Genomic DNA, 17,413 nt, shown 5'->3' on the forward strand with positions numbered 1-17,413 from the left:
AACAGGTGGTTAATGGATGACCGGATGAGCGACCCCGTGTCGCTGCGCGCCACGAGACCCGCCCACCCGGAACCACGCAGAAAGAGGGATGATTGATGTTTTATCGCGAGGCAGGGGATTTCAAGACATCCTATGTTGAGGACAATCAGACCTTTCCCATCCGGATGGACCGGATCGGATATTATGTGATCTTGTTTGTGGCGGTCTGTGTCGTGCCGTTCGTGATCAATGATTATTGGGTGAATGCGGTGTTTCTGCCGTTCCTGATTTATGCCATCGCGGCGATCGGGCTGAATATTCTGGTGGGCTATTGCGGGCAGGTCAGCCTTGGCACCGGCGGGTTTATGGCGGTGGGGGCCTATGCCTGTTACAAGCTGATGACCGCATTTCCCGATATCAACATTGCGTTTCACATTGTCGTTGCGGGGCTGATCACGGCAGCGGTGGGGGTGGTGTTCGGCTTGCCGTCGCTTCGGATCAAGGGGTTTTATCTGGCGGTGGCGACCCTGGCGGCACAGTTTTTTCTGGTCTGGTTGTTCAACCGGGTGGCGTGGTTTTACAATTATTCCGCCTCGGGGCAGATTTCGGCGCCCGAACGCACGCTGTTCGGGGTGAATATTACCGGGCCGAGTACCGCGCCCTGGGCGACCTATCTGTTTTGTCTGGCGTTTCTGATCGGGAGTGCATGGATCGCGCGCAACCTGACCCGGGGGGCGATGGGACGCCGTTGGATGGCGATTCGTGATATGGATATTGCCGCCGAAATCATCGGGGTGAACCCGTTGCGGGCCAAGCTGACCGCCTTTGCCGTGTCATCGTTTTTTGTCGGGATTGCCGGGGCGCTGTTTTTTTCGGTCTATCTGGGGGCGGTCGAAGTGGGTGAGGCCTTTGGCATTCAAAAGAGTTTTCTGGTGCTGTTTATGGTGATCGTTGGCGGGCTTGGGTCGATCTTTGGGTCATTCGCAGGGGCGGCGTTCATGGTTTTGTTACCGGTACTGCTTAAGAATGTTCTGGCCGGGGGCGCGGCAGATGTCGGGCCGCTCGGGGGTGTTGTTGCCGGGGCCCTGGCCCTGATTGCCGGACTTGCGGTGGTGGGTGCGGTGGTGATGCTGGTGCTGGGCCTGATCCGGCGGCAGGTGGATGGGGCGTTGATTGTTGCCTTGCTGGGGCTGACGGTGATTGTGGTGATTGTGCGCAGCTTTGTTGCCGGGGGGCTGGGATGGCCCACAGAGATGGTGGCGCATCTGGAACTGATTGTGGTCGGGGGGTTGATTATCACCTTCCTGATCCTGGAGCCCCACGGCATGGCGCAACTCTGGCGACTGACCAAGGAGAAATTGCGATTGTGGCCTTTCCCGCACTAGGGGGGCAGATGGCCCGACGGGCCGAACAAAGGACATCCCGGCAAATCGGGGTGCGACATGGGAGGAAAGACATGACGTTGAAACTTGCAACTCTGGTTCTGGGCGCGGCGCTGGCTGCGGGGCCGGCGCTGGCGGATCTGGTGTTCCCTGATCTGAGTTATCGCACAGGGCCTTATGCCGCGAACGGGATTCCGTTTTCCGACGGGTATCAGGATTATTTCACCCTGGTGAATGAACGCGATGGCGGGATCGGCGGCGTGAAAGCGCGGATCGTGGAATGTGAAACCGGGTATAACACCGAAAAGGGTGTCGAATGTTACGAGGCGACCAAGGGCGAGGGTGCCCTGGTCTATCAGCCTTTGTCCACCGGCATCACCTATCAGTTGATCCCGAAGGCGACGGCGGACGGGATTCCGATTCACTCTATGGGCTATGGGCGTACCAGTGCGGCGGATGGCGCAACCTTTCCCTGGGTGTTCAACTATCCGGGCACCTATTGGGATTCTGCGTCGATCATGGTCAAGCACGCCATGGACATGAGCGGCGGCAGCCTTGAGGGCAAGACCATTGCGCTGCTGTATCACAACAGCGCCTATGGCAAGGAGCCGATCCGCACCCTTGAGGAGTTGGGCAAGAAGCATGGTTTTGAACTGACCCTGCTGCCGATCGACGCGCCGGGGCAGGAGCAGAAATCACAATGGTTGCAAATTCGGCGCGAGCGGCCTGATTTCGTGTTTTTCTGGGGTTGGGGCGTGATGAACCAGGTGGCCATTCAGGAAGCCGTCAACGTGCGTTATCCCATGGACCATTTCATTGGTGTCTGGTGGTCGGGTGCCGAGAATGACGTGCTGCCTGCGGGAGCTGGCGCGAATGGGTATAAATCGACCAATTTCACCTATGTCGGCACGGACTTGCCGGTGTTTACCGATCTGAAAAAATATGTCGGTGATGCGGGCAAGGCGGCGGGCGATGGGCGCAATATGGGGGCGGTTCAGTACAACCGCGGCCTGTTTGCCGCAATGCTGGCGGTTGAGGCGGCGAAGAAGGCGCAGGAAATCCATGGCACCAAGGACATCACTGCCGCAATGATGCGTGATGGGATGGAGGCGCTGGACATCACTGAAGCGACCTATGAGGCGAACGGGATGGCCGGATTTGCGCCGGAAATTCACGTAACCTGCGAAAACCACTCCGGTCCGGGCAAGGCGCTTATTCAGCAATGGGATGCGGAGGCGAAAAAATGGAATGCAATCACCGGTTACATTGAAAGTGACCGCAGTGTGATTGATCCGCTGATTGCCGAGGACGCAGCGGCCTATGCTGCCGAGAACGGGATCACACCGAGCTGCAAGTGATGTGCAGTCTTCCGGCCGCCGATTGTTCGGCGGTCGGGGGATGTGAGTATTTTTTTCAGTAAAAAGTGTGGGCCGGTGATTTTTGGCGAGCGGAACAGGGCCGGATTGAAATGGGTTGCAGGCAGGTGGTGAAATGCGGGATGGCGAAGAAACACTGTTGGATGTCAATAACATCGAGGTGATCTATAACCATGTGATCCTGGTGCTGAAGGGCGTGTCGCTGAGCGTGCCGAAGGGCGGGATCACGGCGTTGCTGGGTGGCAACGGTGCGGGCAAGACAACCACGTTGAAGGCGATTTCCAACTTGCTGCACAGCGAGCGGGGCGAGGTGACCAAGGGGTCGATCCTGTACCATGGGGAGCGGGTGCAGGATCTTTCGCCTGCCGATCTGGTGCAGCGGGGGGTTATTCAGGTGATGGAGGGGCGTCATTGCTTTGAGCATCTGACGATCGAGGAAAACCTGTTGACCGGTGCCTATACCAGGCGTGACGGGGCGGGGGCGGTCGCCGCCGATCTGGAGATGGTTTACACCTATTTTCCACGTTTGCGGGAACGGCGGAAATCGCAGGCAGGCTATACCAGCGGCGGAGAACAGCAGATGTGCGCCATCGGTCGCGCCTTGATGAGTCGGCCCGAGACGATCCTGCTGGATGAGCCGAGCATGGGCCTGGCACCGCAATTGGTGGAAGAGATTTTCGGCATCGTGAAGGATCTGAACGAGCGCGAGGGCGTGGCGTTTTTGTTGGCCGAGCAGAACACCAATGTGGCGCTGCGGTTTGCACACTACGGCTATATCCTCGAATCGGGGCGCGTGGTCATGGATGGAACGGCGGCGGATCTGCGGGAAAATCCGGATGTGAAGGAATTCTATCTGGGCATGTCCGACGAAGGACGCAAATCCTTTCGCGATGTGCGCAGTTATCGACGGCGCAAGCGGTGGCTTGCCTGAGGTGAAGCCGCACAAGGGGCATTTATGAAATGAGTGAGAATGGGGCGGGTTGTTATTGGATAACGACCCGTTGTTTTTGCATGACGGCAGGGCAAAAGAGAGGGTGAGGCCATGAGCAAACATTACGATCCTGACGAGCGGCGCAGTGCGACCGCGCGGGCCGAGGCCCTGGCAGATGCGTTGCCGGCGCAGGTGGCGCGGGCGCAGGCGTTACCGGGAAACCTGGCTTTGGCCGGGGTGGATGCCACGCTGGTGCGCAGTCTGGATGATCTGGCTGCGCTGCCGGTGCTGCGCAAAAGTGATCTTGTGGCGGCACAGGGGCCGGGGGCGCCCTTGGGGGGTATGGTGGGCCGGTAAGCGGGTTCGATCACGTGTTTCAGTCGCCCGGGCCAATTTACGAGCCGGGGAAGCTGGATGCCGACTGGTGGCGGTTGGGGCGTTTTCTGCACGCCTGCGGGATTGGCGCCAGAGATATCGTGCAGAATTGTTTTTCCTATCATCTGACGCCGGCGGGCATGATTTTTGAATCCGGGGCGCGGGCTGTGGGCGCGACGGTGCTGCCTGCGGGAACCGGACAAACCGAGCTTCAGGTGCGGGCGGCCCATGATCTGGGGGTGACCTGCTATGCGGGAACGCCTGATTATCTGAAGGTGATTCTGGAGGCAGCCGATGCGGCCGGCGTTTCTTTGGGCATCAGGTGTGCGGCGGTCAGTGCGGGGGCGCTGTTTCCGTCGCTGCGGACATATTACGAAGAGCGGGGCATTGTCTGTTTGCAATGTTATGCCACTGCTGACCTCGGGTTGATTGCCTATGAAACCCCCGCGAAGGAGGGGATGATCGTGGACGAGGGCGTGATCGTTGAAATCGTCACCCCCGGCACCGGCACCCCCGTGGCCGAGGGGGAGGTTGGCGAAGTTGTCGTCACCACCCTGAACCCGGATTATCCGTTGATCCGCTTTGCCACTGGCGACCTGAGCGCGGTTCTGCCCGGCGTTTCCCCCTGCGGGCGTACCAATATGCGGATCAAGGGATGGATGGGACGAGCCGATCAGACGGCGAAAATCAAGGGTATGTTTGTGCGCCCTGAACAGGTGGCGCAACTGGTGGCGCGCCAGCCTGATGTGTGCCGCGCCCGGGTGATTGTTGATCGCGAAGGGGAACAGGATCGCCTTACCGTGTGTTTTGAAACCAGCACAGGGGATGCAACGGCGCTGTCGGCCAGTGTGGTCGATGTGCTGAAATTGCGCGGCACGATCAAGATTGTCGCGCCCGGATCCCTGCCCAATGACGGGTTGGTGATCGAGGATCGGCGTACATACGACTGAATGCAAAGGAAGGATCGGGTGATGGGTGCAGCGATGTGGACGAAAGGGGCGGTTCTGGCCCTGCTGAGCGGGGCTATTGGTGCCCCGGCCATGGCCGAGGATATCGCTTTGGTGATCGGCAACCGCGATTATCGCGATGCCGCCCGGGTGGTGGGGGCCGACGACGTGGTGAATGCCGCCGCCGCCCTGCATGACAGCGGCGTGACCGTCATGGCGGCGCGCGATGCAACCCTTACCGATTTGCGCGCCTTGGTCGGGCAATTTGAACAGATGGCACCCTCGGCTGATGCTTTGCTGGTGGTGCTGGCGGGGCGGTTCATTCAGGGCGGAAACGATACGTTCTTTCTGCCGGTGGATGAGGACCGTGCCGGGTTGACCGGCCTGCCTGCGCAATCGTTGCCCTTGTCGTCGGTGCTTCAGATCCTTTCGACTGCACCCGGAGAGGCGGTGCTGGTTCTGGCTGAGGATGGGCGCGACGGTGATCAGGGGCCGTTCCTGCGCGAGGGTGTCGGAGAGATCGACGTGCCCCAAGGGGTGACCGTGGTGCAGGGGGCGCCGCGCCCGGTGGCCGATCTGCTGCGTGACGTTCTGGCGGTGCCGGGGGCGCCGCTGAGGCAGGGCGGCGATAGCGCGCTAAGCCTGTCGGGGTTTCTGCCGGATGGTTACAGTTTTCTGCATGATCCCGCCTCCGATGGGGGCGGCATGGCTGCGGATCTGACCGCGGCCCGGCGCGAGGCCGACCGTCAGCGTACCCGCGCCGAACAGGCCGAACGCGATGCCAGTGCGGCGCGCAGTGCCGCGCGCCAGGCCCGGCTTTTGGTTGCCCGCGCGGATGAGGCCATGTGGGGCGTTGCGCAGGACAAGGATTCGGCCAGCGGCTATGGCGACTATGTGAGTGTGTTTCCCGATGGCAATCACGCCGCCGAGGCAAACCGCCTGATCAGCGACATCCGGGACGAACCGTTTCGCAATGCCCGTTTGACCGAAGAGGCGCTTTCCCTGAGCAGGGATCAACGCCGTGCAGTGCAGCGCGACCTGACGGATCTGGGGTTCAACACCCGTGGGGTCGACGGGATTTTCGGTGCCGGAACACGCCAGGCGATTGGTGCTTGGCAGGGGCAGGCGGGACGTGAACAATCAGGCTATCTGGACCAGACACAGATCAATGCCATTTCCCGGGACGTGCAACAGCGACAGGCGCAGGCCCGGGCCGAGGAACAGGCCCGTCAGGCCGAGGCGCAGCGGCGCGATGATGCGTTCTGGCGCCAATCCGGCGCGGGTCAGAGCGAGGACGGACTGCGCCGGTATCTGGAGCGCTATGCCCGTGGGCGCTGGGCGCAGGAGGCGCGCAACCGGCTGGGACGGATCGAACAGGACCGTGCCGCCGAATCGCGCCGCGAAAAAGCGCGCCGTGTCGAAGAGGCCCGCAGGGAAAAGGCCCGTCGTGAAGAACAAGCCGATCGCGAACAGGCATCACGCCGAGGCGAAGATAACCGGTATTGGCAGCAAACCGGCGCCCGGGGCACCGAAGACGGGCTGCGGGCATATCTTGCGCAGTATCCCGATGGTGTTCACGCGAAAGAAGCCCGCAGTGCATTGAACCAAATATCGCGGAATTCGGGCGGCAAGAACTCTGGCAAAGAACAAGCCGATCGCGAACAGGCAAAGGCGGCTGATACGGCGGACGGATATCGCAAGTATCTCGGCGCTTATCCCAACGGCCGTTGGGCGGGCGACGCCAATGCGCGGCTTGCGCAGCTTGCAAAGGCCAACGTGTGGACGAACGGGAACGGCGGTGCGAATGAATCGGCCCGCCAGGGAGAGGATGCCCTGGGTCTCAATCAAGCGCTGCGACTGGCCGTTGAAAACCGGCTGTCCGCTCAGGGATTTGACGTCGGGAAGGTCGATGGCACATTCGACCGCGCCACGCGTCAGGCCATTGTAAAATATCAGCAGGCCAACGAATTGCCGCCTACGGGATATCTGAGCGAACCGATGGTGGTAAAGCTGTTGCAGGATTCTGTGCGCAATCTGCTGCGCTGACTTGTGCGGAAAGAAAAAGGGCCGCGCGTGACATTCACGCGCGGCCCTTCAATCATGTCTCAGCTTGGCTGATCAGCCCTGACGGGCCTTGAACCGGCGCTGCGTCTTGTTGATCACGTAAACGCGACCCTTACGACGAACCACGCGGCAATCGCGGTGGCGGTTCTTCAGCGAGCGGAGCGAGTTGCGGACTTTCATGGCCCTTCTCCTCATATCGCGGCGCTGGCGCGCCAGTTGCATTTGCCGGTTTCCCGGTACGAATTCATGGTGGGCGATACTGGGATCGAACCAGTGACCCCTTCGATGTCAACGAAGTGCTCTACCGCTGAGCTAATCACCCATATGGCCCCGTTTCCGGCCCGTTCCAACGGAACAGAGGCGCGAGAGACCCGCACCGGTGCGCGGTCTATAAAAGGAGTCGGGGGAGGGTTCAAGGGCTTTTGGTCACGAGAATTTTTGTCCTATAGTATTTGTGACAGAAAAGAAGGCGGGCAGCGATGCAGGATCAGGATCCGTTTCAGGTTTTCATGCCCCGACAGCGCAATACCAGCGTGGTTTTCGCCTCGCCTCACTCTGGGGCCGAATATCCCGCCGACATGATGCGCCGTACCTCTCTGGATGCAATCAGCCTGCGTTCGTCCGAGGATGCCTTCGTCGATCACCTGTTCGATCTGGCGCCGGTCATGGGGGCGCCGCTTCTGGTGGCCACCGCGCCGCGTGCCTATGTCGACTTGAACAGGGCCAGTGATGAACTCGACCCGGCCCTCATCGAAGGGGTGCGGCGGGGCGCGCATAGCCCCCGCGTCGCCTCGGGGCTTGGGGTGGTGCCACGGGTCGTGGCGGGGGGCGCGCGATCTATCGGGGCAAGCTGAGCCTTGACGAAGCGCGGGGGCGCATACGTGATGTCTGGCGCCCTTATCACGATGAGCTGCACCGGTTGTTGCGGCAAAGCCTCTCCGATTTCGGCGAAGCCATTTTGATTGATTGCCATTCCATGCCGCACGAAGCCATTGAAACCGTGTGCCACAGCCGGGGTGGGCACCCCGATGTCGTGCTGGGCGACCGGTTTGGCGCGGCGGCGGCCGGCGATATCGTAGAGCGGATCGAGGCCGCCTTTACCGGTGCCGGCCTGCGTGTCGCACGCAACGCCCCTTTCGCCGGGGCCTATATCGCCCAGACCTACGGCCGCCCCGCCCGCCACCAGCACGTGGTGCAGGTTGAAATCGACCGTGCGCTCTATATGGATGAGGCGGCGGTGACGCCCCATGGCGGCTTTGCAGCGTTCAAACACCTGATTGATGGTATAGTTGCAGAGATCGTTGAAATCGGACGACGCGAACATTCGGTTGCGGCGGAATAGAACGAGGCCACCGGATGCCTCCGGCGGGAGTATTTGGATCAGTAAAAAGCCCGGGTGATCCGCTTTTTACTGATCCAAATACTCAAATTTCCACGATCACCGCAGGGCGCGTCCCTTGAGGATGGCCTTGTCACCAAACCGCGCGCGGATTTGATCAGCGGCGCGTTCGGCCTTTTCACGCTGTTCCGCCTGTGGGTCGAGCAGATCGCCAGAGGCGGGGGCATTGGCCGCCGGGCCGAGGTCGGAAAGTCCGACGCCGATCAGGCGGAACGGGCCTTCGCCTGACACGGGCTCGTACAGTGCGCGGGCGGTGCGATAGATCCGGTCAGCGATCTGGGTGGGATCGTGCAGGGTGGTGCGGCGGGTCAGCAACGTGTGGTTGGCGCGCTTGAGTTTCAATGTGACGATCCGGCCAACGATATCCTTGGCTTTGGCGCGGCCAGACACCTTTTCGGCCAGTCGCCACATATGGCCATCCAGAATGTCGCCGTCGGCGGTGTCGTCGTGGAAGGTGGTTTCGTTGCTTATGCCCTTGAGCGGAGCGTGGGCGGACACCCGGCGTGCATCCTGTCCGCGTGCGAGGTGCCAGAGCCGTTCGCCCATGGTGCCGAATCGTGCGTTCAGGTCACGTTTGTCCCAGCGCAGCAAGTCGGCAAAGGTGCGGATGCCGACCTTTTCCAGCGCGATCTGCGAAACGGCACCGATTCCCCAAATCATGCGGATCGGTTTGTTGTGCAGGAACTCCATGGTTTCGGCCGCGCCAATCACCGAAAATCCACGGGGTTTATCGAGATCGGAGGCCACCTTGGCCAGAAATTTATTGTGTGACAGTCCGATGGAGCCGGTGATGCCGATTTCGGCCTGTATCCGTTTGGTCAATTGCGCAAGCATGACCGCAGGTGGGGCGCCGTGCAGCCGTTCGGTGCCGGACAGATCCATGAACGCCTCGTCCAGTGACAAGGGTTCGACCACAGGCGTCAGTTCGTTCATCAGGGCGCGGATCCGGCGACTGACCTGAACATAGACATCCATCCGGCCCCGCACCACCACGGCCTCGGGGCAGAGTTTGAGAGCCTGAAACATTGGCATGGCAGACCGCACACCCCTGATCCGCGCGATATAGCAGGCGGTGGAGACGACGCCGCGCCGACCACCGCCGATGATCACCGGTTTGTCGCGCAGTTCGGGGTTGTCGCGTTTTTCGACGCTTGCATAGAATGCGTCGCAATCCATATGCGCTATGGTAAGGTTCCAAAGTTCGGGATGGGCCACGATGCGCGGGCTTGCGCAGGCGGGGCAGCGGCGTCCGGTTTCGAACCGGGTCAGGCATTCGCGACAAAGGGCGGGCATGGGTGGCTCGGATGCTGGAGTGGATGGGATATGATACGGCAGGGAGCGGCAGGTTGACCACAGAGGTTTTTCAGGGTGACGATCAGGATCGGTTTACCGGCGCCAAGCTGGCGTTGTTGACCGGCGACAAGGTGATTTCGATTCTGCGCGATGACAAGCCCGACATTGAGTATCCGGCCTTTTGGGATCTGCCCGGGGGCGGGCGTGATGGCGATGAAACCCCGGTGGCCTGCGTTCTGCGCGAAACCCGTGAGGAACTGGGGCTGGTCCTGGACGAAGACGCCCTGATCTGGCGCCGGGCGTTTGTTTCGACCAATGATCCCGAATTTGCCGGGTGGTTTTTTGCCGCGCATATCACCCCGGAGCAGGTGGGGCGCATTCGCTTGGGAAATGAGGGCCAGCGCTGGCGGCAAATGGGAGTAGCGCAATTCCTGCGGTTGTCGGATGCGGTTCCATATCTTCAGCGACGGTTGCGGTATTATCTTGACGATGTGGCGCCGGACGGCTGAGCGGGCTTTGTGCTGGCGCACGGGGTTGGGGTGGTTAATTATGGGCTGTCGGATGGCAGGCGGAAGGGGTGGTTATGGATGTTGAAACTGTGCTGATTGACCTGATTGGCGGAAATTTCGTTCTGATCGCGTTGGCGGTTTTTGTGGTGCTTTGCATCCTTCTGGGGGTGCGGATTGTGCGCCAGTCGGACAAGTTCGTGGTTGAGAGGTTCGGGCGGCTGCGTGCGGTTCTGGGGCCGGGTGTTAATTTTATTGTGCCGTTTCTGGACAAGGTGGCGCACAAGGTTTCGGTTCTTGAACGCCAGTTGCCCAACGCCGAGCAGGATGCAATCACCCGTGACAACGTGTTGGTGCGGGTGGAAACCAGCGTGTTTTACCGCATTGTCGAACCGGAAAAGACGGTTTACCGGATTCGCGATGTGGATGCCGCCATTGCCACGGTTGTGGCCGGGATCGTGCGCGCCGAGATCGGGATGATGGAACTGGATGAGGTGCAGAGCAACCGTTCTGAGTTGATCGGAAAAATCAAGGTGCAGGTGGAAAGTGCCGTGGACGATTGGGGAATTGAGGTGACACGGGCCGAGTTGCTGGATGTGAATCTGGATCAATCAACCCGCGAGGCGATGTTGCAGCAGCTGAACGCCGAACGTGCGCGCCGCGCCCATGTGACCGAGGCCGAAGGCAAGAGGCGTGCCGTGGAACTGGCGGCGGATGCTGAACTGTATGCTGCCGAGCAGGTCGCCAAGGCGCGTCGGATTTCCGCCGATGCCGAAGCCTATGCCACCGAAGTTGTCGCCAAGGCGATTCGTGAAAATGGCGTGGAGGCGGCCCAGTATAACGTCGCGCTGAAACAGGTTGAGGCGCTGGGGCGGATTTCGGAAAAGCCGGGATCGCAGACCGTGGTTCTGCCGTCGGATGCGGTGGATGCTTTTGGTGATGCGTTCAAGATGATGTTCGGACGCAAGCCATGAGTTGGGCCGATTGGTGGGTCTGGGGTGTTGCGGCGCTGATCCTGGCCTGTCTTGAGATGCTGTTGCCGGGGTTTATCCTGCTTGGGTTTGCTGTCGGGGCCGGGAGTGTGGCGCTGTTGTTGTTGGTGGGTGGGCCGTTGGCGCTGTGGCTGACGGCAACCTTGCCGTTAACCCTTGCGGTGTTTGCGGTGTTGTCCCTTGTGGCCTGGATCGCGCTGCGCCGGTTTGTCGGGCTGCGCGATGACCAGGTGAAACTTTTCGACAAAGACATCAACGATTAGGGGGCCGCAGGCGGCGGAGCCTCCGGCGGGAGTTTTTGGATCAGTAAAAAGTCGGGATGCGGTTATCTGTTCGGGTGTTGTGCCTGAGGAGATACCATTTCTTGCAAGATGGCATCGGCGGCTTTTCGGGGATCGGTGGCCCGCCAGACCGGGCGGCCGACAACGATGTGATCGGCACCGTCGCGTATGGCCTGCGCCGGTGTGGCGATGCGTTTCTGATCGTCCGTGCTGCTGCTGGCGGGACGAATGCCGGGGGTGACGATCAGTTTGCCGGCCGCTTCGGGGAGGGCGCGGATTGCTGCCGCCTCTTGTGGCGATGCGATGACGCCGTGGGCGCCAGCTTCGAATGCGGCGGCGGCGCGATCAATCACCAGTTGCGACACTGTGCCGTCGCGCAGCAGGCAAGCATCGAGATCAGCGCGTTCGAGCGACGTGAGGATGGTGACGGCGAGGATGTTGAGGTTGGAGTTTTCCGCCCCGATCCTTGCGGAGCGCACCACATGGGGATCGCCGTGGACAGTCAGGAAATCGAGATCGAACTGTGCGATCCCGCGCACGGCATTTTCAATGGTGGCGCCAATGTCGAACAGTTTCATATCCAGAAAGATGCGTTTGGCGTGCTGTTGCTTCAACTCGATCGCAAGGCCCATACCGCCCCCGGTAAGCATTCCGAGGCCGATCTTGTAGAATTCAACGGCAGGGCCGATCCTTTGCACCATTTCCATGGCGGCGACGGCATTGGGGACATCGAGGGCCACGATCAGGCGGTCGTCGGGTTTGGTATCTTGCATCAGGTTTCTCCGGGGGCAGGGGGCGGCACCGGCGACGCCCGCCCCGTTCATGGAAAAAGCCGGGCCATGATGCAAGGGGTCAGGCGGCGATGATGCCGTGAATGGGCGTTGGCAGTTGCGCCAGATGCGTTGCAATCATGGTGCCATCGGCAATCAGGCGGTCGCGCAGCGGACCCTGGCCGCGGGCCGGCACATGGGTGTGTACAGAAATGGGATGGGGCGGTTGGCCGCTTTGGGTTTTGGCGATGAGGGTGACGCGCGCCTCGACCATGCCGAAATCGCGGTTGCGGTGGACGTTGGAAATTTGTGCTTCGAGTACGATCATTTGTTCGATCCTTTTGCAAAGCGGTTGGGGGTGCGGGCGGCGTTGATCAGCGAAGACAGGATGCGTTCATGTTCCTGATCCGGCGTGCCAGGTGCCGAGACGTGATACCGGCGCTGCATTCCGCGAATATCGAGGTAGGATACATCGGCCTCAAACCGGCGCGTGCGCGCGTCGTAGGTTACTGACCTTATCTGTGTGCCTTGAGCCTTCATTGCATTGCTCCTGTCATGCGCGTTTGATGGCGCCTTGGGATTATAAGTAGTGAACCTGTGGATAAGTTGCACAGGAGGAACGAAAATGTGATGTTCCGGTCGTATTTATACGTTGAGTCTGACCATTTCCGTCGACGTACACAAGGTAAGGTCTGCCTCACCCAGCCAGACTTCGGGCATACGGCGCAACTGGCCCATGGCGTTTGCAATCAGGGCATCGCGGATCGCGGGGGCAGGGGCATCGGCGGGCAGGTCGATGTGGCAAAGACAATCGGTGGTGCCGGTTCGATTGCCCCCGGTGAGATCGTATCGAAACTGTACCCGCGCCCGATGTCGGGCGGGCGCGGGATCAAAGCGCCAGTCATCGATGCTGATCCCGATGATCTGAATTTCGTGCGGCGGTTTTGCCATGGCTGAAAGCCCCCTTTCAGGTGCCCCATTGGGGGCGTGTTGCGATCTTGACACAGGCGCGGTCCGCTCCCATTTCATGTTGGCAAGGCCCGGCCGGGGATGTGCCGCCAAAGCGGGCAGTCCGATACGGGCGCTTAACCAAAGGAGAGACTCATGAACTTGGACAAGTTCACCGAGCGGTCGCGCGGTTTCATTCAGGCCGCCCAGACGATCGCAATGCGCGAAAGCCATCAGCGGCTTGCGCCCGAGCATCTGCTGAAAGCGTTGCTTGATGATGAACAGGGATTAGCGACGAACCTGATTTCCAGCGCGGGCGGTGCCCCGGCGCGGGTGGTCGAGGCGGTTGAGATGGCCGTGGCGAAGATGCCCAAGGTTTCCGGCGATGCGGGCCAGACCTATCTGGATGCGACTACCGGCAAAGTGTTGGCCGAGGCGGAAAATCTGGCCAAGAAATCGGGCGATGCCTTTGTTCCGGTTGAAAGAATTCTGATGGCGCTGGCCATGGTGAAGTCCAAGGCAAAGGATGCGCTGGACGCTGGTGGCGTTTCGGCGCAGGGGCTGAACGGCGCGATCAATGACATTCGCAAGGGGCGCACGGCGGATTCCGCCAGTGCCGAAGACAGCTATGACGCGCTGAAAAAATATGCGTTGGATTTGACGCAAAGGGCCGAGGAGGGGAAAATCGACCCTATCATCGGGCGTGATGAGGAAATTCGCCGCGCGATGCAGGTGTTGAGCCGCCGGACCAAGAACAACCCGGTTCTGATTGGTGAGCCGGGCGTGGGGAAGACCGCGATTGCCGAAGGGTTGGCCCTGCGCATCGTCAATGGGGACGTGCCTGAATCCCTGCGCAACAAGAAATTGCTGGCGCTGGATATGGGCGCGCTGATTGCCGGCGCAAAGTATCGTGGTGAGTTTGAAGAACGGTTGAAGGCGGTGCTGAACGAAGTCACGGACGCCGCAGGTGAAATCATCCTGTTCATCGACGAGATGCACACGCTGGTTGGTGCGGGCAAAAGCGATGGCGCCATGGACGCGGCGAACCTGATCAAACCATCCCTTGCGCGGGGCGAATTGCACTGTGTGGGTGCCACGACCCTGAATGAATACCGCAAGTATGTGGAGAAAGACGCAGCCCTTGCCCGGCGGTTTCAGCCGGTGATGGTCGAGGAGCCGACGGTTGAGGATACGGTTTCGATCCTGCGGGGCATCAAGGAAAAGTATGAGCTGCACCATGGGGTGCGGATTTCCGACAATGCCCTGGTGGCGGCGGCAACCCTTTCGCACCGCTATATCACGGACCGGTTTCTGCCGGACAAGGCGATTGACCTGATGGACGAGGCGGCCAGCCGTCTGCGGATGGAGGTGGATTCCAAGCCCGAGGCACTGGACGCTTTGGATCGCGATATTCTGCAAAAGCAGATCGAGGCCGAGGCGTTGAAGAAAGAGGATGATCAGGCATCGCGGGATCGGCTGGAGGCGCTTGAAAAAGATCTGGCCGAGTTGCAGGAACGTTCATCCGAGATGACCGCCAAATGGCAGGCCGAACGTGACAAGCTGGAAGGCGCGCGGGAGCTTAAGGAAAAGCTGGACCGGGCCCGGGCCGAATTGGACATTGCCAAGCGTGAGGGCAATCTGGCCAAGGCTGGAGAGCTTTCTTACGGCGTGATCCCGCAGTTGGAAAAGCAACTGGGCGCGGCGGAAGAGGCCGAAAGCGATGTGATGGTCGAAGAGGCCGTGCGCCCCGAGCAGATTGCCGCAGTGGTTGAACGCTGGACCGGGATTCCGACATCGAAGATGCTGGAAGGCGAGCGGGACAAGCTGCTGCGCATGGAAGACGAGATCGGCAAGCGGGTGATCGGCCAGCGCACGGCGGTAAAGGCTGTGGCCAATGCCGTGCGCCGGGCGCGGGCCGGCCTGAACGACGAGGCGCGGCCTTTGGGCAGTTTCCTGTTCCTTGGCCCAACCGGCGTGGGCAAGACCGAGCTGACCAAGGCGCTGGCCGAATACCTGTTCGACGATGACGGGGCCATGGTGCGGATCGACATGTCCGAATTCATGGAAAAACACGCGGTGTCCCGTCTGATCGGCGCCCCTCCGGGGTATGTCGGGTATGACGAGGGCGGCGTGCTGACCGAGGCCGTGCGCAGGCGCCCTTATCAGGTGGTGTTGTTTGACGAGGTGGAAAAGGCCCACCCCGACGTGTTCAACGTGTTGTTGCAGGTGCTGGATGATGGTGTTCTGACCGATGGTCAGGGCCGGAGGGTGGATTTCAAGCAAACGCTGATTATCCTGACCAGTAACCTTGGGGCGCAGGCCCTGAGCCAGCTTCCCGAAGGCGCCGATGCAAGTGTGGCCAAGCGCGATGTGATGGACGCGGTACGCGCCCATTTCCGCCCCGAATTCCTGAACCGGCTGGATGAAACGATCATCTTTGATCGGCTGGGCCGCGAGGATATGGGCGGGATTGTGCAAATCCAGCTTGGGTTGCTGCAAAAGCGGCTGGCCGGGCGCAAGATCACGCTTGATCTGGACGATGGCGCGCTGAAATGGCTGGCCGACGAAGGCTATGATCCGGTGTTCGGGGCGCGGCCGCTCAAGCGGGTGATGCAGCGGGCATTGCAGGATCAACTGGCCGAGATGATTCTGGCGGGTGATGTGCATGACGGTGATATCGTGCATGTCAGTGCGGGCGCCGACGGTTTGATGGTGGGCGATCGGGTGTCGGCCAGCAACCGAAGGCCACCGGAAGATGCCGTGGTTCACTGAATGCGAGGGGCGCCCTGAGAGGGGCGCCCTTTTTCGTTGAACTGCCGAAACCGCCTGTAGCACAGCAGGCAGGTGAAACTTTTTCCCGCTTTCCCACGTGGCTTTGGGTGACTTTGTTACAAGCGCCCAACGGCATCGTTACACCTGAAAGTTTGGTCTCAGGGTATATGGGGGCTAGATGCAATGACACCCCAAGGGTTGGAAGAGTGAGGAATTAGATATGGCAGGACGATTCAAAAGCGATCTGAACTGGTCGGACGTAACCCCCAAGGCGACGTTCATGAACCGCCGACACCTTATGACGGGGGCCGGGGCGCTGGCGCTGGGGGCGATTGGCGGGCCTGCCCTGGCCAAGCTGAACGCCAAGCCGTCGAAATATTCGACGGATGCCACACCAAACACTCTGGAAGAGATCAGTTCGTACAACAATTATTACGAATTCGGTACGGGCAAGGATGACCCGGCGCGCAACGCTGGCGCGCTGACCACCGAGCCGTGGTCGGTCAAGATTGACGGGATGGTCGACAAGCCGGGGGATTACGCCTTTGACGACATCATGAAGAACGTCGATCTGGAAGAACGGATCTATCGGTTCCGCTGTGTCGAGGCGTGGTCGATGGTCGTGCCCTGGGTCGGGTTCGAGCTTGCCGATCTTCTGACCCGGGCCGGAGTGCAACCGGGGGCGAAATACATTGCTTTTGAAACTGTGGTGCGCCCGGATGAAATGCCGGGCATCGCGCGCGGTTATCTTGACTGGCCCTACCGCGAAGGGCTGCGGATGGATGAGGCGATGCACCCGCTGACGATCATGGCGACCGGTCTTTATGACGAACCTCTTCCGAATCAGAATGGTGCACCTTTGCGGCTGATCGTGCCATGGAAATATGGTTTCAAGTCGATCAAGAGCATCGTGCGCATTTCCGCAGTGGATAAAGAGCCGCCGACCAGTTGGAATATGGCCAACGCGCGTGAGTATGGTTTTTACAGCAACGTGAACCCCGAGGTGGATCATCCCCGCTGGAGCCAGGCAACTGAACGGAAACTGGGCGGTGGATTGTTTTCCAAACGAGAGCCCACGATCAAGTTCAACGGATACGGAGATGAGGTCGCCTCGCTTTATGACGGGATGGACCTGCATAAATTTTACTGACCGCCCCATGAGAGGGAGGAGACGCCATGACAATCGCCACCAGGATCAATCAGTTTCAACGTAAGGTGCCGACCTGGCCCTTTTACGTGGTGTTTGCCCTGATCCCGCTTTGGTGGCTTTATCTTGGGTTGACCGGGGGGCTGGGGGTCGAACCGATCAAGGAGTTGGAACACCGGTTGGGTGAGATGGGATTGCAGGTTTTGATCGCATCTCTGTGTGTGACGCCCCTGCGCAATTTCACCGGAATC

The 17,413-nt window shown here is 60.5% G+C and carries 16 protein-coding genes, 1 tRNA gene and 2 pseudogenes (1 of these 19 cut by a window edge); 12 read left to right on the top strand and 7 right to left on the bottom strand.

All coding sequences use genetic code 11. From position 1 onward, the window contains the following. Positions 1–95: 95 nt before the first annotated feature. From AC0L7P_RS04450 to AC0L7P_RS04470, 5 genes and pseudogenes are all read left to right on the top strand, one after another. Entirely contained in the window at positions 96–1,364 is a 1,269-nt protein-coding gene (locus AC0L7P_RS04450) for a branched-chain amino acid ABC transporter permease (protein WP_473435393.1), read from the top strand. A 71-nt stretch (positions 1,365–1,435) separates the two neighbouring features. Beyond that, on the top strand, positions 1,436–2,719 hold the full coding sequence (locus AC0L7P_RS04455; protein WP_473434667.1) for an ABC transporter substrate-binding protein: 1,284 nt from the start codon (positions 1,436–1,438) through the stop codon (positions 2,717–2,719). A 133-nt stretch (positions 2,720–2,852) separates the two neighbouring features. Continuing rightward, complete coding sequence (locus AC0L7P_RS04460) at positions 2,853–3,668, top strand: ABC transporter ATP-binding protein (protein WP_473434668.1); 816 nt, start codon at positions 2,853–2,855, stop codon at positions 3,666–3,668. A 111-nt stretch (positions 3,669–3,779) separates the two neighbouring features. Next, positions 3,780–4,993 (top strand): annotated as a pseudogene (locus AC0L7P_RS04465) (phenylacetate--CoA ligase family protein). 21 nt (positions 4,994–5,014) lie between these two features. Further along, positions 5,015–7,036 carry a peptidoglycan-binding protein gene (locus AC0L7P_RS04470; RefSeq protein ID WP_473434669.1) on the top strand — a complete coding sequence of 674 codons (2,022 nt, stop codon included), beginning with the start codon at positions 5,015–5,017 and terminating at the stop codon, positions 7,034–7,036. Positions 7,037–7,108: 72 nt separating this feature from the next. Here the strand turns inward: AC0L7P_RS04470 and ykgO are convergent, their stop codons facing one another. Next, positions 7,109–7,234 (bottom strand): type B 50S ribosomal protein L36, encoded by a 126-nt coding sequence (ykgO, locus tag AC0L7P_RS04475; RefSeq protein ID WP_005850168.1) that lies wholly within the window; start codon positions 7,232–7,234, stop codon positions 7,109–7,111. A gap of 67 nt (positions 7,235–7,301) precedes the next feature. Further along, a tRNA-Val gene (locus AC0L7P_RS04480) sits at positions 7,302–7,376 on the bottom strand. A gap of 157 nt (positions 7,377–7,533) precedes the next feature. Between AC0L7P_RS04480 and AC0L7P_RS04485 the strand changes: the two are divergent. Further along, a pseudogene (locus tag AC0L7P_RS04485) lies at positions 7,534–8,396 on the top strand (N-formylglutamate amidohydrolase). A gap of 96 nt (positions 8,397–8,492) precedes the next feature. Here AC0L7P_RS04485 and AC0L7P_RS04490 read toward each other — a convergent pair. Then, complete coding sequence (locus tag AC0L7P_RS04490; protein WP_473434670.1) at positions 8,493–9,746, bottom strand: DNA polymerase IV; 1,254 nt, start codon at positions 9,744–9,746, stop codon at positions 8,493–8,495. Between the two features lie 53 nt (positions 9,747–9,799). Here AC0L7P_RS04490 and AC0L7P_RS04495 point away from each other — a divergent pair, with 53 nt between their 5' ends. The 3 genes from AC0L7P_RS04495 (at position 9,800) to AC0L7P_RS04505 (ending at position 11,507) form a co-directional block, all read left to right on the top strand. Beyond that, positions 9,800–10,255, top strand: coding sequence for an NUDIX hydrolase (locus AC0L7P_RS04495; protein ID WP_473434671.1), 456 nt, complete (start codon positions 9,800–9,802; stop codon positions 10,253–10,255). 74 nt (positions 10,256–10,329) lie between these two features. Further along, a complete protein-coding gene (locus AC0L7P_RS04500) occupies positions 10,330–11,226 on the top strand; it encodes an SPFH domain-containing protein (RefSeq protein WP_473434672.1) in 897 nt (298 codons plus the stop codon). After that, positions 11,223–11,507: an NfeD family protein gene (locus AC0L7P_RS04505; RefSeq protein WP_473434673.1), complete on the top strand. Its 285-nt coding sequence runs from the start codon at positions 11,223–11,225 to the stop codon at positions 11,505–11,507. The genes AC0L7P_RS04500 and AC0L7P_RS04505 overlap by 4 nt, the downstream gene beginning before the upstream one ends. A 62-nt stretch (positions 11,508–11,569) precedes the next feature. Here AC0L7P_RS04505 and pyrF read toward each other — a convergent pair whose 3' ends face one another. The 4 genes from pyrF to AC0L7P_RS04525 all read right to left on the bottom strand — a co-directional run bounded on the left by pyrF (position 11,570) and on the right by AC0L7P_RS04525 (position 13,246). Continuing rightward, the gene (pyrF, locus tag AC0L7P_RS04510; protein WP_473434674.1) at positions 11,570–12,298 is read right to left on the bottom strand and encodes an orotidine-5'-phosphate decarboxylase; all 729 of its coding nucleotides are present in this window, start codon (positions 12,296–12,298) and stop codon (positions 11,570–11,572) included. A gap of 79 nt (positions 12,299–12,377) precedes the next feature. Further along, on the bottom strand, positions 12,378–12,623 hold the full coding sequence (locus AC0L7P_RS04515; RefSeq protein WP_473434675.1) for a hypothetical protein: 246 nt from the start codon (positions 12,621–12,623) through the stop codon (positions 12,378–12,380). Continuing rightward, positions 12,620–12,835, bottom strand: a complete 216-nt coding sequence (locus AC0L7P_RS04520; RefSeq protein ID WP_473434676.1) for a hypothetical protein — start codon at positions 12,833–12,835, stop codon at positions 12,620–12,622. The genes AC0L7P_RS04515 and AC0L7P_RS04520 overlap by 4 nt, the downstream gene beginning before the upstream one ends. Positions 12,836–12,940: 105 nt before the next feature. Further along, positions 12,941–13,246, bottom strand: coding sequence for a hypothetical protein (locus AC0L7P_RS04525; protein ID WP_473434677.1), 306 nt, complete (start codon positions 13,244–13,246; stop codon positions 12,941–12,943). A gap of 153 nt (positions 13,247–13,399) precedes the next feature. On the opposite strand from AC0L7P_RS04525, the gene clpB reads away from it, so the two are divergent. From clpB to msrQ, 3 genes are all read left to right on the top strand, one after another. Then, a complete protein-coding gene (gene clpB, locus AC0L7P_RS04530) occupies positions 13,400–16,015 on the top strand; it encodes an ATP-dependent chaperone ClpB (RefSeq protein WP_473434678.1) in 2,616 nt (871 codons plus the stop codon). A 220-nt stretch (positions 16,016–16,235) separates the two neighbouring features. Further along, positions 16,236–17,165, top strand: coding sequence for a protein-methionine-sulfoxide reductase catalytic subunit MsrP (gene msrP, locus AC0L7P_RS04535; RefSeq protein ID WP_473434679.1), 930 nt, complete (start codon positions 16,236–16,238; stop codon positions 17,163–17,165). A gap of 26 nt (positions 17,166–17,191) precedes the next feature. Beyond that, a protein-coding gene (msrQ, locus tag AC0L7P_RS04540) for a protein-methionine-sulfoxide reductase heme-binding subunit MsrQ (protein WP_473434680.1) crosses the window boundary here: on the top strand, positions 17,192–17,413 show its 5' end (the start). It continues 387 nt past the right edge of the window; only the first 222 of its 609 coding nucleotides appear in the window; the start codon lies at positions 17,192–17,194; its stop codon lies beyond the right edge, outside the window.

It is taken from the genome of Oceaniglobus sp. K40-3 (assembly GCF_055808395.1).

Coding starts and splice junctions, on each gene's coding strand:
- AC0L7P_RS04450 (WP_473435393.1), top strand. CDS start 96: ATGTTTTATCGCGAGGCAGGGGATTTCAAGACATCCTATGTTGAGGAC.
- AC0L7P_RS04455 (WP_473434667.1), top strand. CDS start 1,436: ATGACGTTGAAACTTGCAACTCTGGTTCTGGGCGCGGCGCTGGCTGCG.
- AC0L7P_RS04460 (WP_473434668.1), top strand. CDS start 2,853: ATGCGGGATGGCGAAGAAACACTGTTGGATGTCAATAACATCGAGGTG.
- AC0L7P_RS04470 (WP_473434669.1), top strand. CDS start 5,015: ATGGGTGCAGCGATGTGGACGAAAGGGGCGGTTCTGGCCCTGCTGAGC.
- ykgO (WP_005850168.1), bottom strand. CDS start 7,234: ATGAAAGTCCGCAACTCGCTCCGCTCGCTGAAGAACCGCCACCGCGAT.
- AC0L7P_RS04490 (WP_473434670.1), bottom strand. CDS start 9,746: ATGCCCGCCCTTTGTCGCGAATGCCTGACCCGGTTCGAAACCGGACGC.
- AC0L7P_RS04500 (WP_473434672.1), top strand. CDS start 10,330: ATGGATGTTGAAACTGTGCTGATTGACCTGATTGGCGGAAATTTCGTT.
- AC0L7P_RS04505 (WP_473434673.1), top strand. CDS start 11,223: ATGAGTTGGGCCGATTGGTGGGTCTGGGGTGTTGCGGCGCTGATCCTG.
- pyrF (WP_473434674.1), bottom strand. CDS start 12,298: ATGCAAGATACCAAACCCGACGACCGCCTGATCGTGGCCCTCGATGTC.
- AC0L7P_RS04515 (WP_473434675.1), bottom strand. CDS start 12,623: ATGATCGTACTCGAAGCACAAATTTCCAACGTCCACCGCAACCGCGAT.
- AC0L7P_RS04520 (WP_473434676.1), bottom strand. CDS start 12,835: ATGAAGGCTCAAGGCACACAGATAAGGTCAGTAACCTACGACGCGCGC.
- AC0L7P_RS04525 (WP_473434677.1), bottom strand. CDS start 13,246: ATGGCAAAACCGCCGCACGAAATTCAGATCATCGGGATCAGCATCGAT.
- clpB (WP_473434678.1), top strand. CDS start 13,400: ATGAACTTGGACAAGTTCACCGAGCGGTCGCGCGGTTTCATTCAGGCC.
- msrP (WP_473434679.1), top strand. CDS start 16,236: ATGGCAGGACGATTCAAAAGCGATCTGAACTGGTCGGACGTAACCCCC.